The sequence below is a fragment of the Flagellimonas alvinocaridis genome (assembly GCF_965248585.1).
In the GTDB taxonomy this organism is placed as follows: domain Bacteria; phylum Bacteroidota; class Bacteroidia; order Flavobacteriales; family Flavobacteriaceae; genus Flagellimonas; species Flagellimonas alvinocaridis.
This window is the reverse complement of sequence record NZ_OZ252111.1, coordinates 3,343,633-3,367,973: the sequence shown is the minus strand read 5'-3', so window position 1 is coordinate 3,367,973 and position 24,341 is coordinate 3,343,633. Positions and strand designations below refer to the sequence as shown.

At 42.3% G+C, this 24,341-nt stretch carries 27 protein-coding genes; 6 read left to right on the top strand and 21 right to left on the bottom strand.

Annotated features, from left to right (window positions below; genetic code table 11):
* The first annotated feature begins 75 nt into the window (after positions 1 to 75).
* A complete protein-coding gene (locus ACP14V_RS15105; protein ID WP_136564714.1) occupies positions 76 to 501 on the top strand; it encodes a TerB family tellurite resistance protein in 426 nt (141 codons plus the stop codon).
* On the opposite strand, the gene fbp is transcribed toward ACP14V_RS15105, so the two are convergent.
* Entirely contained in the window at positions 502 to 1,509 is a 1,008-nt protein-coding gene (gene fbp / locus ACP14V_RS15100; RefSeq protein ID WP_136564713.1) for a class 1 fructose-bisphosphatase, read from the bottom strand.
* 109 nt (positions 1,510 to 1,618) lie between these two features.
* Between fbp and ACP14V_RS15095 the strand changes: the two genes are divergently transcribed.
* From ACP14V_RS15095 to ACP14V_RS15085, 3 genes are all read left to right on the top strand, one after another.
* Entirely contained in the window at positions 1,619 to 2,101 is a 483-nt protein-coding gene (locus ACP14V_RS15095; RefSeq protein ID WP_272608806.1) for a GNAT family N-acetyltransferase, read from the top strand.
* A 24-nt stretch (positions 2,102 to 2,125) separates the two neighbouring features.
* On the top strand, positions 2,126 to 3,376 hold the full coding sequence (locus ACP14V_RS15090) for an aspartate kinase (protein ID WP_136564711.1): 1,251 nt from the start codon (positions 2,126 to 2,128) through the stop codon (positions 3,374 to 3,376).
* A gap of 84 nt (positions 3,377 to 3,460) precedes the next feature.
* Complete coding sequence (locus ACP14V_RS15085; protein ID WP_136564710.1) at positions 3,461 to 5,281, top strand: GNAT family N-acyltransferase; 1,821 nt, start codon at positions 3,461 to 3,463, stop codon at positions 5,279 to 5,281.
* On the opposite strand, the gene ACP14V_RS15080 is transcribed toward ACP14V_RS15085, so the two are convergent.
* The 19 genes from ACP14V_RS15080 to ACP14V_RS14990 form a co-directional block, all read right to left on the bottom strand.
* On the bottom strand, positions 5,278 to 5,700 hold the full coding sequence (locus tag ACP14V_RS15080; RefSeq protein WP_272608805.1) for an arsenate reductase ArsC: 423 nt from the start codon (positions 5,698 to 5,700) through the stop codon (positions 5,278 to 5,280). The genes ACP14V_RS15085 and ACP14V_RS15080 overlap by 4 nt on opposite strands.
* A gap of 26 nt (positions 5,701 to 5,726) precedes the next feature.
* Positions 5,727 to 6,218 (bottom strand): GNAT family N-acetyltransferase, encoded by a 492-nt coding sequence (locus ACP14V_RS15075; RefSeq protein WP_272608804.1) that lies wholly within the window; start codon positions 6,216 to 6,218, stop codon positions 5,727 to 5,729.
* Positions 6,219 to 6,228: 10 nt separating this feature from the next.
* Entirely contained in the window at positions 6,229 to 6,726 is a 498-nt protein-coding gene (locus ACP14V_RS15070) for a DUF6428 family protein (protein ID WP_272608803.1), read from the bottom strand.
* 1 nt (position 6,727) lies between these two features.
* Positions 6,728 to 7,051 (bottom strand): ArsR/SmtB family transcription factor, encoded by a 324-nt coding sequence (locus ACP14V_RS15065; protein ID WP_136564707.1) that lies wholly within the window; start codon positions 7,049 to 7,051, stop codon positions 6,728 to 6,730.
* Between the two features lie 103 nt (positions 7,052 to 7,154).
* A complete protein-coding gene (locus ACP14V_RS15060) occupies positions 7,155 to 7,595 on the bottom strand; it encodes a YtxH domain-containing protein (RefSeq protein WP_236640823.1) in 441 nt (146 codons plus the stop codon).
* Between the two features lie 53 nt (positions 7,596 to 7,648).
* The gene (locus ACP14V_RS15055) at positions 7,649 to 8,035 is read right to left on the bottom strand and encodes a VOC family protein (protein WP_136564706.1); all 387 of its coding nucleotides are present in this window, start codon (positions 8,033 to 8,035) and stop codon (positions 7,649 to 7,651) included.
* Entirely contained in the window at positions 8,032 to 8,490 is a 459-nt protein-coding gene (locus ACP14V_RS15050; RefSeq protein ID WP_272608801.1) for a DUF1801 domain-containing protein, read from the bottom strand. Before ACP14V_RS15050 ends, ACP14V_RS15055 begins: the two co-directional genes overlap by 4 nt.
* A 7-nt stretch (positions 8,491 to 8,497) precedes the next feature.
* A complete protein-coding gene (locus ACP14V_RS15045; protein WP_272608800.1) occupies positions 8,498 to 9,004 on the bottom strand; it encodes a DUF4199 domain-containing protein in 507 nt (168 codons plus the stop codon).
* Positions 9,005 to 9,104: 100 nt separating this feature from the next.
* Positions 9,105 to 9,521 (bottom strand): response regulator transcription factor, encoded by a 417-nt coding sequence (locus ACP14V_RS15040; protein ID WP_272608799.1) that lies wholly within the window; start codon positions 9,519 to 9,521, stop codon positions 9,105 to 9,107.
* A gap of 9 nt (positions 9,522 to 9,530) precedes the next feature.
* Complete coding sequence (locus tag ACP14V_RS15035) at positions 9,531 to 10,463, bottom strand: 2-hydroxyacid dehydrogenase (RefSeq protein WP_272608798.1); 933 nt, start codon at positions 10,461 to 10,463, stop codon at positions 9,531 to 9,533.
* An 18-nt stretch (positions 10,464 to 10,481) separates the two neighbouring features.
* Complete coding sequence (locus ACP14V_RS15030) at positions 10,482 to 10,847, bottom strand: cupin domain-containing protein (protein WP_272608797.1); 366 nt, start codon at positions 10,845 to 10,847, stop codon at positions 10,482 to 10,484.
* Between the two features lie 9 nt (positions 10,848 to 10,856).
* Positions 10,857 to 12,209: a magnesium transporter gene (gene mgtE / locus ACP14V_RS15025; RefSeq protein WP_136564700.1), complete on the bottom strand. Its 1,353-nt coding sequence runs from the start codon at positions 12,207 to 12,209 to the stop codon at positions 10,857 to 10,859.
* Entirely contained in the window at positions 12,196 to 13,104 is a 909-nt protein-coding gene (gene rsmA, locus ACP14V_RS15020; protein ID WP_272608796.1) for a 16S rRNA (adenine(1518)-N(6)/adenine(1519)-N(6))-dimethyltransferase RsmA, read from the bottom strand. The genes mgtE and rsmA overlap by 14 nt, the downstream gene beginning before the upstream one ends.
* On the bottom strand, positions 13,085 to 13,393 hold the full coding sequence (locus tag ACP14V_RS15015; RefSeq protein ID WP_272608795.1) for a gamma-glutamylcyclotransferase family protein: 309 nt from the start codon (positions 13,391 to 13,393) through the stop codon (positions 13,085 to 13,087). The genes rsmA and ACP14V_RS15015 overlap by 20 nt, the downstream gene beginning before the upstream one ends.
* A gap of 3 nt (positions 13,394 to 13,396) precedes the next feature.
* A complete protein-coding gene (locus tag ACP14V_RS15010) occupies positions 13,397 to 13,714 on the bottom strand; it encodes a DUF4286 family protein (protein WP_136564697.1) in 318 nt (105 codons plus the stop codon).
* A 32-nt stretch (positions 13,715 to 13,746) separates the two neighbouring features.
* Positions 13,747 to 15,498, bottom strand: a complete 1,752-nt coding sequence (locus tag ACP14V_RS15005) for a tetratricopeptide repeat protein (RefSeq protein ID WP_409557918.1) — start codon at positions 15,496 to 15,498, stop codon at positions 13,747 to 13,749.
* A 112-nt stretch (positions 15,499 to 15,610) separates the two neighbouring features.
* On the bottom strand, positions 15,611 to 16,882 hold the full coding sequence (gene serS, locus ACP14V_RS15000; RefSeq protein ID WP_272608794.1) for a serine--tRNA ligase: 1,272 nt from the start codon (positions 16,880 to 16,882) through the stop codon (positions 15,611 to 15,613).
* A gap of 51 nt (positions 16,883 to 16,933) precedes the next feature.
* On the bottom strand, positions 16,934 to 18,250 hold the full coding sequence (locus tag ACP14V_RS14995; protein WP_272608793.1) for an HTTM domain-containing protein: 1,317 nt from the start codon (positions 18,248 to 18,250) through the stop codon (positions 16,934 to 16,936).
* Positions 18,251 to 19,183, bottom strand: coding sequence for a bifunctional riboflavin kinase/FAD synthetase (locus tag ACP14V_RS14990; protein ID WP_272608792.1), 933 nt, complete (start codon positions 19,181 to 19,183; stop codon positions 18,251 to 18,253).
* Positions 19,184 to 19,239: 56 nt separating this feature from the next.
* Between ACP14V_RS14990 and ACP14V_RS14985 the strand changes: the two genes are divergently transcribed.
* Positions 19,240 to 23,016 carry a reprolysin-like metallopeptidase gene (locus tag ACP14V_RS14985; protein WP_272608791.1) on the top strand — a complete coding sequence of 1,259 codons (3,777 nt, stop codon included), beginning with the start codon at positions 19,240 to 19,242 and terminating at the stop codon, positions 23,014 to 23,016.
* Positions 23,013 to 23,699: a hypothetical protein gene (locus tag ACP14V_RS14980; RefSeq protein ID WP_272608790.1), complete on the top strand. Its 687-nt coding sequence runs from the start codon at positions 23,013 to 23,015 to the stop codon at positions 23,697 to 23,699. The genes ACP14V_RS14985 and ACP14V_RS14980 overlap by 4 nt, the downstream gene beginning before the upstream one ends.
* Here the strand turns inward: ACP14V_RS14980 and pth are convergent, their stop codons facing one another.
* Positions 23,700 to 24,329: an aminoacyl-tRNA hydrolase gene (pth, locus tag ACP14V_RS14975; RefSeq protein WP_272608789.1), complete on the bottom strand. Its 630-nt coding sequence runs from the start codon at positions 24,327 to 24,329 to the stop codon at positions 23,700 to 23,702.
* Positions 24,330 to 24,341 lie beyond the last annotated feature (12 nt).

Below are 24,341 nucleotides of genomic sequence, written 5' to 3'. Positions count from 1 at the left end.
TACAAATTTCTTTTGGGCTCATTTTTATGAACCTTTCTACTTTAAGATTTATATTTGTGCCACAAAAAATCAAGTATGCCCATTTTAGATTTATACGAGCACGGGGACCACAGGAAAAACCTGGCCCACTTTGCCACTTTGGCTACTTTGGCGGCAGTGGACGGAGAAATCAACCCAGAGGAAAAAGCAATTTTGGACAAATTTGCCTTTAAGTTGGATATCACTGAGGCAGAATATAAGGAAGTGATGAAAAGGGAGAACAAATATCCCATAGAAACACCTCATAGTGGAGAAAAACGCTACCAAAGGCTGTATGAGTTTTTTCAAATTATCTTTTCAGACCATGAGATTGATGCCCAAGAGCGAAAGATTGTTGAAAAATATGCCATTGGTCTAGGGTTTCCTCCAAATATAGCTTCTCAGATTATTGAAAAGTCCATAGCCATTTTTACGGGTAGGATTGATTTTGAGGATTACCACAGGATTATGCAAAAAGGATAGCTAGGCATTTGCCATAAACTCCTCTGCTTTTTCCACCATTCTTTTACTTCCACAGAAAAAAGGTACTCGCTCATGGAGTTCGGTGGGTTGTATGTCCATGACCCGTTGGAATCCGTCACTGGCCTTGCCATTGGCCTGTTCGGCTATAAACGCCATGGGATTACATTCGTACAGCAAGCGTAGTTTTCCCTTGTGGGCTTTACTGCTCTTTGGGTACATGTAAATTCCACCTTTGATCATGTTCCGATGAAAATCAGAAACCAAAGATCCAATATACCTTGAAGTATAAGGTCTGTCGCCTTCTTCTTTTTGACAATACTTGATATAGTCTTTAACTCCCTGGGGAAAATGGATGTAATTGCCTTCATTTACGGAATAAATGTTACCATCTTCCGGGTATTGCATGTTGGGATGAGATAGATAAAAGGTCCCCAAGGCCGGGTTTAGCGTAAAACCATTAACGCCGCTTCCAGTGGTATAGACCAACATAGTGGAAGTACCATAGATAATATATCCAGCGGCAATCTGGTTTTTTCCAGGTTGAAGAAAATCTTCAAGGGTAACGGGAGTGCCAACAGGTGTAATCCTTCGGTATACGGAGAAAATAGTCCCTACGGAAACATTCACATCAATATTGGATGAGCCATCCAATGGGTCAATGAGCACTACGTATTTGTTTTGGTGCTGCTTGTCAAAACTATTGATAGTAATGAAATCGTCCTCTTCCTCTGAGGCAATTCCACAAACAATCTCCCTGTTTTTAAGGGTCTGTATAAACTTTTCATTGGCCAATACGTCCAATTTTTGTTGACTCTCTCCCTGTACGTTGGTTTCACCGGCAGAACCAATGATATCTACAAGGCCGGCTTTGTTCACTTCGTGATTGACTACCTTGGCGGCCAAACGGATGCCGTTGAGCAATCTTGAGAGCTCACCGGAGGAATATTGAAAAGAATCTTGATTGGCAATGATAAATTCACCTAGGGTGCGATGTTGCTTATCAAACATGAAAGGCTGTTTTATTTGAGGACAAATATCGTGCATTTTGTGAAACTACAACGATTTCGTTTAGATTAAGTTTTAGATATTTATAACTTTGAGTTTTATTTGTAACAAAATGGAATACTTGATTCGAAACGCCCGAAAAAATGATATGGGACAAGTCTTGAAGCTGGTTCAGGAACTTGCCGATTTTGAGAAAGAGCCCCATGCGGTTGAGATTACCCAAACCGACTTGGAAAAAGACGGTTTTGGGGAAAATAAGTTGTTCCATTGTTTTGTGGCCGAAGTAGCAGATGAAATTGTGGGCATAGCCTTGGTCTATCCCAGATATTCCACATGGAAAGGTCCAGTAATTCATTTAGAAGATCTTATTGTTTCTAAAAAAATGAGGGGAAGTGGCTTGGGAACCGCCTTGTTGGATAAGGTAGTGCAATATGGCCATCAACTTGGTGTGAAACGAATTTGCTGGGAAGTATTGGATTGGAACGACCCGGCCATTGAGTTCTATGAAAAGAAAGGAGCCAACGTACTGCGGGATTGGGATGTGGTACAGTTGGATGAAAAAGGTATTAAAAATTATATGGAAGGTTTAAACTAAGCTTCCAATCAACAATATTTAAGCATGAGAGTTTTTAAATTTGGAGGTGCATCCGTTAAAGATGCCGATGGGGTTAAAAATGTGGTAAATGTCCTTAACCAAATGGGGCATAAAGACACTTTGGTGGTGATATCAGCAATGGGAAAAACCACCAATGCCATGGAAAAGGTCGTTGAGGCCTATTTTAAGGACAAAGACGCAGTAGCGGGAATGCTACAGGAGGTCATGGACTATCATGATGGCATTTTAGCAGAACTGTTCCAGAACACATCCCATCCAATTTATTCCAAGATCAAATTGCTTTTTGAAGAGGTTAAAGGCTTTTTAACTTGGAACAAGTCACCAAAATATGCATTTGTATATGATCAGGTGGTGGGCTATGGAGAATTGGTTTCGACCACTATTGTTAGCGAATATCTTAACGAGGTGGGCATGGCCAGCACATGGTTGGATGTTCGTACCTTGATCAAAACCGACAACAATTACCGGGATGCCCAAATCAACTGGGATCGTACTCAAAGCGAGGTGACCGCAAAGGTAGATATGTCCAAGTTGAACATTACCCAAGGATTTTTGGGAAGTGATGATAATAACTTCACCACCACCTTAGGTAGAGAGGGTTCGGATTACACGGCCGCCATTTTGGCCTATTGCCTTAATGCAGAATCCGTAACCATTTGGAAAGATGTGCCGGGCGTATTGAATGCAGACCCCAGAAATTTTAAAGAGACCCAACTATTGGAGCAGATCTCCTATCGAGAAGCTATAGAATTGGCTTTTTATGGAGCTTCTGTGATACATCCAAAAACATTGCAGCCCTTGCAAAGAAAGGAAATACCTTTGCATGTAAAATCGTTCGTAAACCCCAAGGACAAAGGAACAACCGTAGGCAAAGGCATTGGAATTGTGCCCAAAGTACCCTGTTTCATCGTTAAAAAAGACCAAGTTCTTCTAAAGCTCTCTTCTTTGGATTTTTCTTTCATTGTGGAAGACAACATCAGCGAAATATTTAAACTCTTCCATGATCATCGATTAAAAGTAGACCTGATCCAGAACTCTGCGATTAGCTTTTCGGTCTGTCTTGACAATAAGTTCAATGGGCTTCAATCCATGTTGGACGAGTTGAAAAGAAAGTTCAAAGTGGTCTGCCATGAAGAGGTATCTCTTTACACCATTCGCCATTTCAATGACAATGCCGTAAAATCCCTTCAAAATGGGAAGTCAGTGCTTGTGGAGCAACGCGGCAAGGAAACGGTCCAGTTAGTGGTAAAATAGCGGATGCGATGCACTTTTTTGGAATACCAAGCCCAATACCCGTAATTTTCTATCTTTACGTCTACCTAAACAATACGAATATACATGGGGCTGGTTTCTGCGAAAGAGGTAGCAAAAGTGATTCATCTGGACAAGTATGGCTTTTTGGGCACTTTTGTTGGATGGCTTTTAATGGTGGCTACCAAGATTACTACCATAAACCGATTTTACAACAGAAATAAGGAGCTCCCTGGACCTGAATTTCTGGATGCCATTTTAGAACATTACGAAATTGATTTTGAAGTTCCGGAGGAAGATTTAAAACGACTTCCCAAAACAGGACCATATATCACCATCAGTAATCATCCTTTGGGAGGTATAGATGGTGTTCTTTTGTTGAAACTGATGTTGAATGAACGTCAGGACTTTAAAATCATAGCCAACTTTTTGCTACACCGCATAGAACCGTTGAAACCATACATTATGCCCGTAAATCCTTTTGAGAGCCATAAGGATGCCAAAAGCAGTATTATGGGATTCAAGAATGCACTCAAACATTTACAGGAGGGACATCCATTGGGGATTTTTCCTGCAGGGGAAGTGTCCACATATCGCGATGGCAAATTGGTGGTGGACCGCCCATGGGAAGAAGCAGCCATTAAACTGATTCGTAAGGCCGAGGTTCCTGTGGTGCCTATTTACTTTCATGCACGTAACAGTCGACTTTTTTATCGGTTGTCCAAAATGAACGATGTTTTTAGGACGGCCAAGCTGCCTTCGGAACTGACATCGCAGAGCAGAAGACCTATTAAGGTGCGTATAGGTCAGCCCATTTCCGTGGCTACTCAAAACGAAGAGGAGACCTTGGAATCCTACACGGAGCTGCTACGCAAGAAAACGTATCTTTTGGCCAATGTGTTCGAGAAGGAACGTTTGATCGATAAGGTCCCGACGACATTAAAGATTCCCAAACCGCCCAAAAAAATAGCCACACCGGTCAATTCCAAAGTTTTGGAAGGGGAGATAGAAAAATTACGGGAAAAGGACTGCAGGGTGCTCCAGAGCAAGAACTATGAGGTGTATCTGGCCCAACAGAAAGATATTCCTTTTATCTTGAATGAAATAGGAAGGCAGCGGGAAATCACCTTTAGGGAAGTAGGTGAGGGGACTAACAATGCCATTGACTTGGATAAGTTCGACTCTTACTACCACCATCTCTTTTTATGGGATGATGAGGATAAGAAAATTGTTGGGGCTTACCGTATGGGATTGGGATCCGAAATCTTCAATCAATATGGGATAGATGGGTTCTACCTTCAGGATCTTTTCCGTTTTGAGCCGGAACTTTATGGAATGATGGAAAAATCCATCGAAATGGGAAGGGCCTACATTATCAAGGAATATCAACAAAAACCCATGCCCCTTTTTCTATTGTGGAAAGGAATTGTGCATACCACATTGCGGCATCCAGAACATAAATATTTGATAGGAGGGGTAAGCATCAGCAACCAGTTTTCCAATTTCTCCAAGTCCCTTATGATCGAATTCATGAAATCCAATTATTGGGATCCCTATGTGGCACAATATATCCGTCCCAAAAAGGAGTTTAAGGTAAAGCTCAATGATGCGGACAAAGAATTTGTTTTTGATGAGACCCAAGCCGACCTCAATAAGTTTGATAAGCTGATCAGTGAAGTGGAGCCAGGGAGCCTTCGTTTGCCCGTTTTGATCAAAAAATATATCAAACAGAACGCCAAGGTGGTGGCCTTTAATGTGGATCCACTATTTAATAATTCCGTAGACGGACTCATGTACATACGGATTGCGGACCTACCTGAAAGTACGGTAAAGCCCGTTATGGAAGAATTTCAAGCAGAATTGGAACGAAAACTGGCTGAAGGTCCAGCTACCCACAATGTGGATTAGCCTCTCAACTCCTCCTTGACAAAATCATGGCAAAACTCCTTGATTTCTTCCCGAGTCTTTAAAAAAGCATCGTGGATTTCCTTTTCCGAACCCTTGACCTTAGAGGGATCAAAAAAGTTTTGATGAATGCGTATGGCATTTTTGGCCGGGATAAAAGGGCAGTTTTCCTTGGCATGGTCGCATACAGTGATGATATAGTCCCAATCAATACCAGCATATTCATCCACATGGTTGGAGGTATGGTTGGAAATGTCCACCCTGTCTTCTTTCATGATGGCCACAGCCCCAGGGTTTAGTCCGTGGGTTTCTATCCCTGCACTATAGATGTTGGCTAGCTTATCTTGAAAATAGTTGAGGTAGCCATGGGCCATTTGACTTCTGCAGGAGTTTCCGGTACAAAGTACCAATACGTTTTTCATTTTTTATTTGGTTTTTGATGTGATGATTATTCTATTCCAACCTTTTTACTACGCTTTTCAAATAAAAGGTTGTCTTTCCAGACCCCATGGATTTTACCCACGCGTTCGCGCTTGCCAATATAGCGAAAACCCACTGTTTCATGGAGTTTTACACTTGCTTTATTTTCGGGAAAAATACCGGATTGCAATGTCCAAAATCCAGCCTTTTCACTTTCGGTAATGAGCTGTAGCATAAGCTGTTTTCCAACGCCTTTTCCACGGCTTTTGGAGCCAATATATACACTTACTTCGGCCACACCTCCATAAACACATCTACTTGAAACTGGTGACAGAGCCGTCCAACCCAGTACAATGCCATTTTCCTCAGCAACCAATCTACAAGAGTCCACATGGGACAGATTCCAATTTTCATAGCTTGGAGGCTTGGTCTCGAAGGTGGCAAAGCCAGTGGCTATACCTTCAGTATAGATTTGTTGTACCTGCTCCCAATCAGAAGCTTTCATGCTACGGATCAACATGACCTCTTTTTTAGCAACAACCGGATTCAGGGGAGCAACAAGCTTCGGTTTCAACCGCTGAGGTGGTTGATGTTGGTTCGACCCCACAAGTTTCCTTGGCCTTGCAATCTGTTTTCTCAACAGACAGTTTTAGTGTGAGCTGTTTTTCATCCAATGTGTAGTCATCTACAAATAACTGGGCAGTATGAAAGTTGTCGTTGCTATATTCAAACTTGATTTCGGCATCTTTTTGCATGGGTTTTATCCTGTCCACCTTTTTTAAAATGGAAAGGGCCTTGTAGACAGACATGAAATCCCTTTTGCCAATTTCCTTGGGACTTTCCCAAAGTTGTACCACGGTCTCTTTCCAAAAATCTGTACCAGCGCCGCAGTCAACGGAATCCACAGTGATGTTTTTTACTTCGGTAATATGATAATTGGCTCCAACGAACTGATCTTTTGTGTATTCAAAAAGTAGACTTTTGTCTTGGTGTTGTTGAAGGATGGATAAAAATTCTGATGTTTTCATGTTAACAGCAATTACGGTTAATATTGGAAAAGAAGGTGTTAAAAGCCTCTTGAAGCTCTTCCCAGCGTTCTTGGTTAATACAATAGCAAAGATTTTTCCCCTCAAAGGTCCCTTTGAGCAACCCAATTTTCTTGATTTCGTTCAAATGTTGTGATATGGTGGGTTGGGCCAGACCGATAACATCCACCAAGTCATTGCATATACAAGCATCCTGTTTGCTAATGTATTCCAGGATGGCCACGCGCGCAGGGTGCGCCATGACCTTGGCTATTTGGGCCAATTCGTTATGCGTTGGTGAAAATATATGTGTTTTGGAGGCTCCCATGTGAGCGTATTTTTCTTTGAATCTTTATTTTATATTGCAATATTACGATAAAGCAAGTAAAAATAAAAGCCAGAAGGAAAAAATCTGGCTTTTTGTATCTGTTTTATAGGCTCTTGAACCAGTTTTGGAAGTGTTCACCCACCAAAAAGACCGGTTTTTGGGTTCCGTTTATGGCTCCGATCAAACTAATCACCCAAAGAATAACTGGGAATATCCATCCAATAAGGTTTACCACAGGGATAATTCCCAAAACAAACCCAACCAGAAAAATCCCAAGTACCTGTCTTACATAAAAAGAACCGATTTCGGTTTTGTTGCTGCTGTTCATGATGATGGCTATGATCCATCCGATCAAAGTCAAATGGGCAATAAGGGCAACCGTTTTACCGCTGTCAGGATTTTTGGGGTCAAAGGTTTCCTTTACATCCTCCTTGAAATCACTGGCGGCTTCCTTGGCTTCCTCCGCAGCTTCTTTTGCTGCATCTTTGGCTTTGTCAAAAGCTTCTTCAGCTTTATCTCCTAAGTCTTTTTTTTCTTCAGACATGGTTTTTAATGTGTTGGTTAAACGATTACTAAATGTAGCAAATAATTCAATATCTAAAGAAATGCTTTATCAACAGGTTCCCATAGCTCCAATTTATTGCCCTCAGGATCTATTATCCATCCAAATTTTCCGTAGTCGTATTCCTCTATTTCACCCACAACGGTTACCCCTTCTTTCTTTAGGGCTTCCAGTAATTCCACTAAATTCTCTACCCTAAAGTTCATCATGAACTGTTTTTCACTGGGTTGAAAGTAGGTGGTGTCTTCTGCAAAGGGGCTCCATTGGGTCATGCAGTCGTTACCTTCTTTGTCTTTCCACCAGAAGGAACAACCGTATTGGTCAGTGTTCAAGCCCAAATGGGTCTTATACCAATCCTTGATTTTATTGGGGTCTTTGGTTTTAAAGAAAAACCCTCCGATTCCTGTTACTCTTTGTTTCATGATTTTTTAATGTTTTGTTCGTATAAAGTGATCCAATCCTTAGGGGTCATTTTTTGGCATAGTTCGGCAATCAGTTCAAAGGGAATATTCTTGCTGTTTTTAAAACGGATGCAGCTTTTGCCCATATCCAATTTAGTAGATACGTACTTTGGGTACTCCTTTACAAACCAATTGTGAAGTTTGGGGTTGGCATAAATACCGGAATGATAGAGGGCTATGAAATTTTTCTGCGAAGCAATGTTGATAAAGGGTAGGGGTAAGCTCGGGTCACAATGATATCCATCAGGATAGAGTGAATGCGGAACCACATAGCCAATCATTTTATAGCTGATACACTCCTGAAAACCCTTGGGTAAATGCTGCTTTACAGTTTCCCTTAATTTGGAAACAGCTTCCCTACGGTCTTCAGGTACTTTACTGATATATTCATCCGGTGTCTGTGCATCTAGGGTCATGAGAAGTTTATTTTCGTTGTAGAATCAATGCCGAAAGTAGGGAAATGATAAACCCAATCACAAAGACCGTCATGGCCATGAGTGCAAAGGACATCAATGGATTGGAAAACAATTCCCGTTGAGCTTCAAGCTCCATCAATTTTTGTTCAACAAGTTCAGGGGGAAGGGATGCTTTTAAGCTATCGGCGCTACGGTCATAGTATTCTGTCATAAAAGCTGGGTTGAGCACTTCGGTGTAGATGACATCCAAAATACCAAAGGCCACAGCAGTAATTAAACTGATGAATACCCCAATCAGTAGGGCGGTTTTAAAACGTACTCTCCCTTCATTCTCTTTATCCCGATAATATTTAATGCCCAAAAAGACAAATCCCAATGATAAAATCATGGATGCATAACCCAGGACTTCTTGGGTGGAATATGGGAGATTGCCAAAGATAAACCAACTCACCAAAAAAAGGATACAAATGGTAAAGGCTCCATACAAACCGAATTTCAAGACTGTTCTCTTCATGATTTTTTAGTTATATAATTGACCCAAAAGTAGTTGTGCCGAGGGAATCGAAGCTCATACTAAAGTACCAAAACCATGGAACTTTAGAGTAAAAAAGGTCTTAAACGGATAAAATCTGAAGGTCTATAGCTCTTTGGATGGCTTGGGTGCGACGTTTGGCATCCAGTTTTACCAGTAGGTTTGAGACATGGGTTTTAATGGTACTTTCCGAAACAAAAAGAGTGTGTGCAATTTCCTTATTGGACAGCCCTTTGGAAATCTCTACCAACACTTCGTATTCTCGTTTACTGATGCCCAGCTGTTCAATTTTTTTTACGTCAACGGCAGGAGATTCGGATTTCTTTTTCTGAAGAGCTTTTTTATTGATATAAATGCCAATAAAGAAAAATACAAGGGCAATTACCGCAATACCAATCTCCATGGAAATGTCGCCGGAGAAATAGGCGTATTTGCCCAATTTGAAAAGAAAGAGCAGGGCAATGATCAATGCCGAAAAAGCAAAAATGGTTTTTTTCACCCTGTTAAATTAGCAAAATCTTGCTTTCACCTTGTCCACAATGGTCTGGGCCAACTTTTCCTTGCTTTCTACGGTCCATCCGGCCACATGGGGAGTCAGTAACACGTTTTTGGCCTTTCTAAGATATTTGAAGGCCTTGGGTTTTTGGATGAACATGTTCTCAAAGGATTTCTTTTCATATTCCAACACATCCAATCCGGCACCCAATACTTTTCCTGATTTTAACGCTTCCACCAAATCTTTGGTGACTACACATTTTCCACGGGCCGTGTTCAATAACCAAATAGATTTGTGGAATCCATTTATAAACTCTGAATGGACCATGCCCACAGTAAGTTCGGTCTGGGGTACATGAAGGCTTACCACATCCGATTTTTGTTGAAACTCCATAATCCCGACTTGGCGGGCATTTTCATCGCCAACGCCTCCCACAATATCATAGCAAATGACTTCCACATCAAAGCCCCTGAGTTTTTTCGCAAATGCCTTGCCCATGTTTCCGTAGCCTACTATGCCCACGGTTTTGCCATCCAATTCCACACCACGGTTCCCTTCGCGGTCCCATTTTCCTTTTTTTACTTCATGGTTGGCCTTGCCCATGTGGTTCATTAAAGACAGAAGCATACCCAAGGTGTGCTCACCCACGGCATTTCGGTTACCTTCAGGGGCCGAAGCAAGAAAAACTTCCTTGTGTTTGGCATATTCCACATCAATGTTTTCCAATCCTGCACCAACACGGCCAATAAACTTTAAGTTGGATGCCTTGTCCAAAAATTGCTGATCTATAGTAAATCTACTACGGATGATTACACCGTCGAACTCATGTATTTTTTGCTCCACTTCTTCTTTGGAAGAGGAATAATCTTCATGATTTTCAAAACCCAATTGGGCAAATTGTTCCAAAAGTAAAGGGTGATTGGTGTCCAGGTGGAGAACTTTCATAAGCTAAATATACAATTCCTAGATTTTGGGATAAACGGTCTGTGTTTTTTCATGTTGAACATCGCCAGTATGGGCCGTGGTCAATTTTTCAAAAAGTAGCACATGCACTTCCTCTCCATTTTTGGTCATGGGATTGTGCTCCACTCCTTTGGGCACCACAATAATTTCTCCTTCCTTTACCACTTCGGTCCGATCTCTAAATTGCATATAAAGGGTGCCTTTGATGACCTGGAACAGTTCATCTTCGTGTTCGTGGGCATGCCAAACAAATTCTCCTTGCAACTTGGCCAAAAGAACTTGCATATCGTCCACCACAGCTATTTGGTGTGGGTGCCATTGATTGGTGAATTCGGCATGTTTTTGCTTTAGATTGATGGATTTCATGGTTGTGTATTAAATGCCCAAGATGAGTTTGGCGATCAAAAAATAAATCAGGATTCCAAAAATGTCGTTGCTAGTAGTGATAAATGGTCCTGTGGCTATAGCGGGATCTATGTTCCTTTTATGAAGGAAGAGTGGGATAAAGGTGCCTATCAGTCCTGCTACAACAATGACCACTACGAGTGATAGGGAAATGGCCAAGGCTGTGCTGAATGATCCTTTCCAAAACCATGTGAAGAACAAAAGTAAGACAGCCAAAATGAGTCCGTTCAAGAGTGCCAATAACATTTCCTTGACAAGCCTGTTGCTAATACTTCCTTTGAGATCATCATTGGCGAGACCTTGCACAATGATGGCACTGGACTGTACCCCAACATTACCCGCCATGGCCGCTATCAATGGAGTGAAAAAGAAGAGAACCGCATGTTTGGATATCATTTCCTCAAATCCGCCCATAATCGCGGCAGCTCCCAAACCACCCAAAAGGCCTAACATGAGCCAAGGCAATCGGGCACGGGTCAGGACCCAGATATCGTCATCGGCCTCCACGTCTTGAGATATACCTGCAGCCAATTGGTAATCTTTGTCAGCCTCCTCTTTAATTACATCCACAATATCATCAATGGTGATGCGGCCTACCAATCTGCCCACTTCATCAACCACGGGAATGGCTTCCAAGTCGTATTTAGACATGATTTTTGCCACTTCTTCCCCTTTTTCGTTGACCGTTACGGAATCCACTTTTGGGATGTATACATCCTTGATGTTGGTTTTGGTGGATGTGGTCAACAAATCCTTCAATGAAAGCCTGCCCTTGAGCCTACCTTCGTCATCCACCACGTATATGGAATGTACCCTTGTGACATTTTCGGCCTGGGCACGCATTTCTTTGACGCAGGTGAGCACGTTCCAATTCTCGTTTACCATGACCAATTCCTTGGCCATAAGTCCACCAGCGCTATCCTCGTCATAGCGGAGCAGGTCCACAATGTGCTTGGCGTGCTCTCTGTCTTCAATTTCAGAGATGACTTCTTGGACCATCTCTTTGGGGAGCTCATTGATAATATCGGCAGCATCATCCGTGTCCAGTTCCCCCAGCTCTCCAGCAATCTCCTTGGCAGTAAGGTTTTTTAATACCGCCTCCCGGATGTCCTCGTGCATTTCCGCAAGGATATCCGATGTTTTTTCACTGTCCAGTAGCTTAATGAGATAGGTAGCCTCCTCTACATCGAGTTCATCGGCTATTTCGGCAATATCCGCATAGTGGAACTCCTGCATCATGGCCTGAAGGGCGGCATTTTTATGTTCCGCTATCAGTTGCTGGATTTCTTCTAAAAGCTCGTCTGTAAGTTTAAACGGGGTCATTGGCTATCTTTTGGGTCAACGTTACAAAATCTGCCACACTGAGCTGTTCTGGGCGCTGGTCAAAGATAGTATCTTCTTTGAGATTATCGGAAAGATCAAAGGTTTTAAGGCTGTTACGAAGCGTTTTCCGTCTTTGGTTGAAAGAGGTTTTCACCACTTTAAAGAAAAGGTGTTCATCACAAGGTAACTTTAGGTCTGGTTTTCGGGTAAGTCGCAATACCCCGGAATGTACCTTTGGGGGCGGATCAAAAACCTGGGGCGGTACGGAAAACAAATATTCAGCCTCATAGAAGGCTTGTACCAACACTGATAGGATGCCATACGTTTTGCTACCGGGTTTTTCACAAATACGTTGGGCAACTTCTTTCTGGAACATTCCCGAAAACTCTGGAATTTGTTGCCGTATTTCCAACATCTTAAAAACAATCTGGCTCGAGATGTTGTATGGGAAGTTGCCTGTTATGGCAAATTGCTCATCGCCATAAAGGTCCCTTAAATCGAATTTCAAAAAATCAGCTTCGAGAATGTTAAGGCGGTTGTTCTTTTTTAAAATCTCTGCATGTTCCAGCGGAAAACTGTGGTTTAGGTAGATAATAGATTCCTCATCCAGGTCCATGGCCACCAATTCTAGATCGCGTTGTAAAAGATACTTGGTGAGTACACCCATGCCCGGACCTATTTCCAAAACGTTGGTATAACCATTAAGGCTAAGGGTGTCCGCTATTTTTTGTGCAACTGTTTCGTCTTTCAGGAAATGTTGGCCCAAATGTTTTTTGGCTTTTACAGCACCATTTCCCTGCTCATTTTCATTGCGATAGGGCCTACCATTGCCAGACTTTTTTTTGTTCTTTTTGGACACGGGGTTTTTTTGCAAGTTACTTGGAATTTTCGACATAGACCCATGCCTTTTTGCCAGATTCCAAAAGGAATTTTTGACGTTTGTAGGCGTGGGTTTCATAAATATCGGCCTTTTTTAGGTCGATTTCGGAAACCTCATAAACGTTACCTTTTACTTTATCCTGGGGGTTTTGGGTTTGAACTACCAATGGATACCTTTCATAAACGGCATTTTCAAGTTTTTTGAATCCCAGTAAATGGTCAGGTTGTCCATCAATGGTACGTCCAAATACATATTCCTGTACTTGCAGGTCTTGTAAGGTACCATAGGTGAAAAGGTAGGTCAAGGTTTAGGGTATTTGCTGACTGATGACTTCAAGTTCTGTACGGAAAGCCACAAACTTATTGGGAAATAATTTTTGGGCATCGCCCCGTAATCGCTCAGCGTCTTCTTTATAGTACAATTCCAAGGTCTGTCTGTCCTTTGTGGTGTATTGAATGGAATAGGTAACTCCGCCCATATCTTCTTCAACCAAAACTTTTACCATTTTGGCATGGGTAAATTTTCCGGTTGCCAACATGTCCGGGAGGTGTTTGTCACGCATCCACAACAACCATTCATCGTGCACACTTTTATCTATGTTGATGGTAACATTGTAAATGAGCATAGGTTTTTTTTGGAATCTAATGTAGGGAACTATTAATTAATGGCATCGCCACGGAGTCGTCTAAAATTCTTTCGGGCCTGTGGAAAATAATAACTGTCCTGATAGTTGTAAATGATTTTCTCATAATGACTTTTTGCCTTTTCAGGTTCTTCAAGGATGTTTCTGTACAATTCCCCAAGTGCAAAGTGTGCATCATCGGCCAAAATCCCATCGGCATAGAACTCTACTATTTTTTGGTAGTTGAACCTTGCAGTTTCGTAGTCTTTTTGTGCTTCCAAAAGTTGGGCTTGTCTCAATAGTGCCTCATCTTCGATTTTTTCCCCTTTGTGGTTTTCAAGGATATCCTCCAATTCTGCAATGGCTTCTTCGTTTTTATTTTGATAGGCCAGCAGGTCGGCACGGGCATATTTTTTCAATGCGGTCTGGGTAGAATCTTCCAAGGAGTTGTCCGAAATCAAAAGGCTCAGTTGCATGGCATCGTTGGCAATGAGCTGTGAGGTAGAGCCACGGAGGACTTTTAATTGGGTAAGTGCCCAATCAAAATCACTTTTATAGAAGCTGGTTTGGGCCACTTTAAATCGTGCGTTCTGGCCAAGGACATCATTTTTGAGGCTCTTCTGCACTTGGGTAAAATAGATAAGTGCCTGATTGAATTTTTGGTCGTACACCAAAATATCGCCCAAGGCCAATTTTACGTAAGCTGTAATTGTGCGCCCCATTGGAAGTTCAAGACTTTCCTTAAGAATGGCAATGGCAGGTTCGGGTTGTTCCCTTTTAAAAGTCAAGAAATTGGCATAGGCAATCTGCAGTTGTAGGGTACGGCTTTCATTGCCATATGTGGCAACCAAATCCTGAAATTTCTTTTCAACCTGGTCCAAAACTCTATCCGTTGGATTTTTTAATTCAATGTCAATAAGGTTGAGCTGCGCATTCAATTTGCTGTTGGGGTCCGCACTGTTTTCCGCAAGGTATTCAAAAATGGACACGGCATTTTCAAGGTCGTTGTCTTCAAGGGCAATATGTCCTAGGTTCTCCAAACGATCTTCAGAGGCTTCATTGGTGCGTTTAAAAATGGCTTTTTCTTGGCTGAATGCACTGTTGTATTGCTTTTGTTGCACGAAGAGCCAACTCAATAGTTCATTCCAGAGAATGTCCGGTGATTTTTGCGCATTTTTCAGCAACACTTTTCGTAGCAGTACATTGTTGGCATCTGATGGGTCTTCCGAAATAAAATCATCGATATTTCGGAGGACGTTGGCTCGGGAAGTCCTCCCTTCCCAGATAAGATTAAGATAGGATTGGTACATTGCTTCAATATTCCCTTGTTCCCCGTAAATTCTTGCCAATTGAAAATCATAGTTCAAATCTGGTTTTAGGGCCATGGCCCGGGTATAGGCTTTTATGGCATACTCCAAGAGCGCATATTTTTGAAATCGGTATCCCACACTGTATCCAAAATTTGGATTTTCCTCTATTTTTTGGATAGCTTGGTCATAATAGGCAGTTGCCCTTTCAGCTTGGTCTTGCAATGTGTAGTTGTAGCCCAATTCAATAAAAAAGGTAGGGAAGGCATAGGTGTCCTTTATTTTTTGCAAGAGAAAGATTTCGGCATCTTCATACCGTTCCAATTGTTGGTAGCAGGCCACCAGACCTTCGGCATAGTCAGTACGTCTTGGGTTTTTCTCCACCAACTTTTCGTAGAAGACGACGGCCTTTTCATAATCACCATCGGTAAAATACTGCTTGGCCAGAAAGTCCTCTTGAGCATAGGAAAGCGTCTGCACTAAAATGCATGATATGAGAAATAGAAGGAGCCTCAATAGCTGGTTTTATTTCAAATATAACGCAGAAAAGGGCGGTATTCTGTTAATCGAATCCCAATAATCGGTGAAATCCTTAGTCTATGACCTCAAATCCGCAGTAGGGTACCAAAACCTCAGGGATTTTAATGCCATCTTTGGTCTGATAGTTTTCCAGGATTCCGGCCAGAACTCTTGGAAGGGCCAAAGCGCTTCCGTTCAGTGTGTGGGCCAACTGGCTTTTTCCATTTTCATCCTTGAAGCGTAGCTTTAACCGGTTGGCTTGGAACGTTTCAAAATTGGAAACAGAACTGATTTCCAACCAACGATCTTGAGCCGTGGAGAACACCTCAAAGTCATAGGTTAGGGCAGAGGTGAAGCCTAAATCGCCACCACATAGACGAAGAATACGATAGGGTAATTTCAAATCCTGAAGTAGGCCCTTAACGTGTTCCACCATTTCATCCAAGGCTGCATAGGAATTGTTGGGGTGCTCCATACGAACGATTTCCACCTTGTCAAACTGATGCAAGCGGTTAAGGCCGCGTACATGGGCGCCGTAGCTTCCGGCCTCCCTCCTAAAACAAGGGGTGTAGCCTGTATATTTTATGGGAAAATCGGATTCAGCCAAAATATCATCCCTATGCAAATTGGTAATGGGAACTTCCGCCGTGGGAATCAAGTACAGGTCATCTGCGGTAACATGGTACATTTGCCCTTCTTTGTCGGGTAATTGTCCTGTTCCATAACCAGAGGCCTCATTCACCATGAGAGGTGGCTGAACTTCGGTGTACCCGGCTTCGGTGTTTTTGTCCAAGAAATAGGAAATGAGCGCGCGCTGTAAACGGGCACCTTTTCCCTTATAAACCGGGAAACCAGCCCCGGAAACCTTTACGCCGAGCTCAAAATCGATGATGTCATATTTTTTGGCCAATTCCCAGTGGGGCAATGCACCTTCTTCAAGAGAGGGGATATCGCCCTCCCTAAAAATTTCTTCGTTATCCTCGTCCGTGTTTCCCGCGGGAACAGTTTGGTGTGGGACATTTGGAATTTGATACAACTGCTCCTGTAAGGCGGCCGCTGCTACATTCAAGTCATCCCCCAACTGTTTTGAGGTTTCTTTCAATCCAGCGGTTTTTTCTTTAAGGGCATTGGCTTCCTGTGCCTTTCCAGATTTGAAAAGCATGCCAATCTCTTTGGAAAGTTTGTTTGATTCGGCCAAGGTCGCATCCAGTTCAGTTTGGATGGAACGTCTTTTTTCATCCAGTTCGATGATTTTTGACAGCATAGGTTCGGCATCAATGTTGCGTTTTTTTAGAGCTGCAATGATGCTTTCCTTGTTTTCCCGAATCGTTTGTAATTGAAGCATGGCCTAGTTTTGAGTCGCAAATTTAATTCAATCTGAAGACGTGCCAAACAATTATTCTTTTTGAGAGGGTAAGATCCAGTCGTTGTGGGCAAAATGTTTCCAAGGAACGCTGGCTAAATCGACCTTTGGGTCTATAAACTCATAGTACTCACCTTGATTGATTTTCACCTTATTGGTAACGAATACTTGGACATCTTCACCTTTGTTGGCGTAGTCCTTTTTCAAATGTTGGGCAAACTGCCATGCAAAATCAGGATAACAGGCTACTCTTCTACGCTGTTTTTTGGTGAGGTAATCCCCAAGGTCAATAAACGTTACTTTATCTGTTTTTTTGTTTACCACTCTAAACCGAATGGTTCCGGACCTGCTGCGTAGCATCATCCGCCAACTGAGCCTATGACCTTCTTCGGTCCATAACACATCATCTTGAAAGGCATGATGGCGCAACGGGAGAATGAGTTGCACAAGAAAATATCCGCCCAAGATGCCCAATATCCATTTGCGATTTTTGGGCAGTATTTGGGTTTGTTCAACAACTACCTTTTTGGTTTTTAAAAATAGATTTCTAATGGTTTGGGGCTCAAAAAAGAAGACCGTAAATGCCAAGGATAGGTAAGGGAAAATCCCAATTTGAAATACGATACTGTTGAACAAATGGAAAAAAATGGCCAAGACAAAGGCGATTTTGCGGGAAGGTTTCCAAAGTAGGGCCGGCACAATGAGCAAATCAAAAAATATTCCGAAAAATGCCACGATCTTATGTACCCATTTTTCCTGTAAAAGGTCCCCGATCAAAAAATAATCGGATTTGGATTTCATCAACAGTTCTATGATGCTAAAATCCAACCAATCTCCATACAGTTTGGCCACTGAGGCATAGGTGTAGACGATAAATAATTGAAGGATAATAGTCCATCTTACCCAGTTAGGCATGGCATGGGAATGCAACTTTGGATTTAATTTGGCATCCAACGAGGCATCCTTTTGGGCAGGTAGGAATGCCATGATGAAGGCCAAAAGCATTAATAAATAGTAATGGTTGTTGTAGGATGTCTTTTGCATAAGGTAGACCCCTGCCCACATTAGGGCAAAGGCCAAGGCGCTATAGCGGTATTTATAACCTATGGTTATTAAGATTCCCAAAGTGCCCATTATGCCAAAATAGACGTACATGCCATTTCCTGGAAGCGGCTGTAGCCACTCAAACCCAATAAAGGAGAATGTGAATTTGGGTTCGATCAAGGTTCGCCGGACCCACCCAGTAGCAATGGCGCCGTAGCATTCTGCGCTGACCAAAAGCCCATAAAATATTCGAAATACCACCAATTGGGCATTGTCAATCTTTTTGAAAAGGAATTGAGACAACATTTATTTGGAAATTAGGTCCAACGAGTAATCCTTGTCTTTTGCCAATTGTTGTTGAAGTTCCTCAACAGAATCAAATTTGTGCTCATCCCGGATGCGATGTAAGATGCTTACCTGTATTTTTTTGTCGTACAGGTTGCCCTCGAACTCAAAAAAGTTGATTTCAATACTTTTTTCGGACCCTCCAGACACGGTTGGATTGTAACCAATGTTCATCATCCCAAAATATTCCTTGTCGTTAATGGTACTCTTTACTACATATACCCCATTTTTTGGGATGAGTTTGTAGGTTTCGGGAATGTGTAGATTGGCCGTGGGAAATCCGAACTTTTTGCCAAGTCCTTTTCCTTTTTTTATGACTCCTGTAAGCATATAGGCATAACTCAGATAGCTATTTGCGGTGGCAATATCGCCTTCCATAAGTGCCTTCCTAATTTTTGTGGAGCTTACAGAAACATCATCGATTTCTTGGGCGGGGATTTCCTCGACCTCAAAATCGAGGGTACTGCCAAAGGCAATAAGGTCTTGGATATTTGCATTTCTATTTCTGCCGAATCTATGGTCGTAACCAATGATGATTTTTTTGGCTTTCAGGTTGTTTACCAAAATGTCGCGAACAAATTCCGTTGCAGAAAGTCTGGAAAAATGCTTCGTGAATGGGTGGATAATAAGATAATCCAAGTTCAATGCATTTAGAATCTGTGCTTTCTCCTCAATGGTGTTCAATAGTTTTATATCGGTATCTTTTTGAAGAACCATTCTGGGATGCGGGAAAAAAGTGAGTACTGTAGACTTTAATCCTGTATTTTTGGCACTATTTATGAGACGTTCCAGTATCTTACGGTGTCCCATATGGACTCCATCAAAAGTGCCGATGGTGATGGCCGTTTGATGCGTATTGCGTTTAAAAAGAGAAATATCCTGGATTGTTTCCACCTAATCGAGAAATAAAAAAGGCTTATTTTTGAAATTGACCTATGCCCAAACTATGTATGAGAGCTAAATTACACCTTGTTTTTTCAATAACCATATTTTTTGGCTGCTTTTGTGCATTTGGGCAGCAAGGTTATTGGAAGTCGGTTGCCAAGGAATCAGGCTTTAAAAGCCCATCTGTAAAGGATATAGGAAAGGCTCAAGCTGTATTTTCCTTGGACAAAAGTATTTTTTCGGAGAAGATCAAGCCTTCCCATGTTTCCAAAGGCAAAAGCGTTGTTGTGGATCTTCCCAATGGGAATGGTGAAATAGTTCCCTTTTTACTTACGGAAACTCCGGTTCTACATCCAGATTTGGCCAAAAAATATCCCAACATCAAGTCTTTTTCCGGGGTGAGCCAAGATGGTAAGTACAAAATAAAGCTCAGTAGTTCGCACAAGGGGTTGCAGAGTATGGTTGTAAATTTAGGCAATCGGGAAAAGCACTTCATGGAACCGGTTCTGAACAAGCCCAATGCTTATGTACTATATAAAGAAGGTACGAGTGGCTCGGCCAAGGACGCCTTTATTTGTGGAACGCAGAAAATTCAGCAAAGCCTAACCGCAAAGACCATTGTGCCCTTGGTGGACGACCAAGTTCTTAGAAAATATAGAATTGCTGTTTCAGCAACAGGAGAGTATACCAACTATCACGGCGGTACGGTAGTTGACGCCCTGGCAGCCATCAATGCAACACTGACACGGATAAATGAGGTCTTCGAAACAGATTTGGGCATTACCTTGGAGTTGGTGCCTAATAATGATTTGGTAATTTTCACCGACCCTGAATCGGACCCCTATAACGGGAACCTTAATTCCCAAGTTCAGAATACATTGACTACCATTATAGGCGAGGCCAATTATGATGTTGGGCATTTGTTCAACAAGGTGTCTTCGGTTGAACAAAACAATGGCAATGCTGGTTTTATAGGGGCCGTCTGTGTGGATAATCAAAAGGGAAGTGCATTTTCTTCAGCTTTTGAACCACAAGGAGATGTTTTTGATTTGGATTTTGTTTCGCACGAGTTGGGGCATCAATTTGGAGCCAACCATACTTGGTCTTTTGAATCAGAGGGAACAGGTGTTCAAGCAGAACCTGCAAGTGGAACAACCATTATGGGATATGCGGGTATAGTTGATGGAAACGATGTAGCTCCCAATGGGGACGACTATTTTCATTACTATAGCATTCTTCAAATATCGAATTATGTGCAATCCACAACTTGTGCCCAAACAACAGCGCTTACCAATTCACCTCCAGTACTATCTCCTGTAGATGACTTTATAATTCCGAAAGGTACTGCTTTTGTATTGGAAGGGAATGCCACTGATCCAGATGTTGGGGATGTGCTTACCTATACTTGGGAGCAGATTAACAATGGTGTGGTGACCACCAATACCTTTGGGCCAACCAACCCCAGTGGGGCCAATTTTAGGTCTTCACCACCTTCCCCAGACCCAAAAAGATATTTTCCACGGTTGTCCGAAGTTGTTCAGGGGAACCTTACCCAGACCATGCCGGCAGAGAATGAAGCTTGGGAGACAGTATCTGAAATTGAAAGAACCTTGAGCTTTGCATGTACGGTACGGGACAATGCATCTGGAGGGGGACAGGTTATCTCGGATGTTTTGGATGTTCATGTGATCAAAGCTGCAGGCCCTTTTGTGGTAACCTCACAGGCCGCTGCTGAAACATATGCTGCGGGATCTATTCAAGAAATTACTTGGGATGTCGCCAATACCAATATTCTGCCTGTTGATGCCCAGACTGTGGACATCTTTCTTTCTTTGGATGGAGGTGCCACTTTTCCCATTACCTTGGCCAATAATGCCCTTAATGATGGGGTAGAGGAAGTGCTCCTTCCCGGAAACGTAACCTCAACGGCGCGTATCATGGTAAAGGCCAGTGATAATATTTTCTTTGCGGTCAATGCTTCAAATTTTACCATTGAAGAATCGGAAGTGGTTTTGGATTTTGCCGAATTGTCTTATGTGGCATGCCAACCTAATGATATAGTAATTCCTTTCACCTACAGGACTTTTTCAGGGTTTAGTGAGAATTCTACCTTTTCTGCTGATGTACCCGTGGGATTAACAGCGGTTTTTTCCCCAACGAATACAAGTACCGATGCCACATCGGTGGATTTAACTCTTTCCAACACGGGGAGTGTTGCTCCAGGAGTTTATGATATCACAGTTACATCGACTTCAACATCGGTGACCAAGGATGTAATTTTATCCCTTACAATAGAGGATGCAACTTTTGCGGATGTTGTTTTGGTATCGCCATCCAATGTCCAGGCCGATGTTTCATTGAACGCTCTATTGGAATGGCAGGCCAATCCCTTGTATACCAATTATGATGTGCAGATTGCCACGGATGTTGCATTTTCCAACGTGATCGAATCTGCATCGCCCCCCTTTAATTTTTACAAGCCAGCCAATTTAGAAGGGCTTACCGAGTATTTTTGGAGAGTGCGCCCAAGTAACGATTGTGGCGTGGGTACGTTTGGAACACCATTCAGTTTTACCACAACACAAGTAAACTGTAAAACCTTTGAATCAAAAGGTCTGCCTTTGGAGATTTCCAATGTAGGTACCCCAACAGTTACTTCATCCATACAGTTTTTTGAGGATTTACCCGTTTCTGATGTCAATGTAAATTTAGAATTGAACCATACCTATTTGGAAGACCTAATGGTGACCCTCATATCGCCCCAAGGAACTCGGGTTGCCTTAATTTCCAGTACTTGTGGAGGATTGAATAATGTCAACGCAGTTTTTGATGACGATGGAGTCCCTATTGTATGTGCTGGCAATCCCGCGATCACTGGTACGGTAGCTCCATTGGGTTCTTTGGCATCGCTTAAGGGAGAATCCATTTTAGGGGAGTGGGTATTGGAAGTAAAGGACAATGCTTCCAGTGATGGAGGTGAGCTTATTGCTTTTTCCTTGGAAATTTGTGTGGAAGGAAACTTTAGACCGGATGATGACGAAGATGGGGTTTTTGATGATGGGGATGACCTTTGCTTGGGAACACCAAAAGGCATCGAGGTAGATACCAATGGGTGTGCAGTCTACCGTTTTGCTGCTGATAATTTTGAAGTTGAGATAACAAGTGAGACCTGTAGGAGCAATAACGATGGCTCAGTGGTAGTGACCGCAACGGATACCGCGATAGCATATTCAGCTGTTTTGGATGGAGGTGGAACCCCGGTAAGTATGGATTTTACAGATACCCATACTTTTCAAAATTTAAGCGCTGGTACGTATTCGCTTTGTATTACCGGAACCAATGGACTCATTACATACAGGGAAGCTTGTTTTACTATTGTTGTATCCGAACCTGATGTTTTGGATGTGGATGCCATTGTAGAGAATGGCTTTTTGGAACTTACAATGGATGGTGGCAATTTCTACACGGTTGAACTGAACGGATTGGCCACACAAACGAAAAATTCCAAAATTGAATTACCCTTAAAGGAGGGCCGGAATACCTTAAAAGTATACACGGATCTTCCATGCCAAGGCGTTGTGGAGAAAACCATATTGAATACCCTGCAACCTGTTTTGTTCCCAAATCCTGTGGAAAGTATGGCCCAGGTATACCTTAATGGGTATGTGGGTTCCGTAGCCATAAAAGTATTTTCCCCCAATGGTAGGTTGGTAATGAATGACATTAAAAATGCGACCGGTAGAAGCTTGGAAATGGACTTCTCGGAACTGCCTCGTGGCACATACTATCTTCAAGTTGAAGCAGAAGAGATTAAGGAAGGATTTAAATTGATAAAAAAATGAAGCGGCTTTTTATAGGTATATCAATGCTTGTTTTGTTGGTTTCCTGTGGAGGAGGTGATGATGGACCTTCAATCCCGGAAGCGGCGGAACTTGTGTTTCCTGATGAAAACTCAGAATGTACAACTGGAGTAAGTGTCAGTGAAAATCTAAGCCAGGTTACCTTTCGGTGGATGGCTTCGGCCAATACCAGTAGCTATACCCTGAATGTGGTAAATTTAGAGACCAATGTTCCCCAGACCATAACAACAGCTGCTACATCAGCTAGTTTATCAATAGCCAAGGGAACACCTTTTGCGTGGTCCGTATCATCTACGAACAATAAGTCCGATCAAGTGGTAAGCAGTGAAACATGGTTGTTCTATAATGCGGGCTCCCAAACAACCTATGCGCCATTTCCGGCTCAAGCGGTGTCTCCTATTTCCGGTTCAACCGTATTGAAGGATATCGCCAACGAAGTAACTTTGGAATGGTCAGGTGCAGACGTGGAGGGAGATATTGTTTCCTTTGAAGTATTTTTTTCAGACCAGAATCCGCCAACCACCTCTTTGGGTGAAGTTGAAACAGCTACCACAGAATTTAATGTAAGCGTTACCTCCGGGATTACGTATTACTGGAAAATTATTACCACAGATGAAGAAGGAAATACTTCGGATTCTGGAGTGTTTGAGTTTAAGGTAAACTGATTAGGAGCCGTTAAATTGGTTCATGGTGTTTTTTACTCCGGAAAACACAAAAGAAAGTATAAGTTCGGCCGATTTCTTCAAACGTTCGGGTAGAGCTTTGCGCTCTTCATCATTCCATTGGCCCAAAACATAGTCTACCTGTTTTCCTTTGCTGAATTCTGCCCCGACCCCAAATCGGAAACGGTTGTATTGGGAAGTTTGTAGTGTGTTCTGTACATCTTTTAATCCGTTATGCCCCCCATCGCTGCCTTTGGTTTTTAGGCGGATGGTACCAAAGGGAAGATTGATGTCGTCAGTAATAATGAGAACATTTTCCAAAGGAATTTTCTCCTTTTCTATCCAGTAGTTTACGGATTTTCCACTTAAGTTCATGTAGGTGGAAGGCTTAAGGCACAGAACACTTTTTCCTTTGTGTTTAAATGTACCCACAGCGCCTAATTTGGCACTTTCAAAAGAGAAGCTTTCCTGTTCAGCCAAAAAATCCAACACTTTGAACCCAATGTTGTGACGGGTTTCTTCATATTCGGATCCAATGTTTCCCAGTCCGGCTATAAGGAATTTTTTCATGGAATCTGTCTCTTGTATCAGGGGTTGTTTTTTGGCAAACCATGTTTTTATAAACCTGATCATCTAGATTATGTG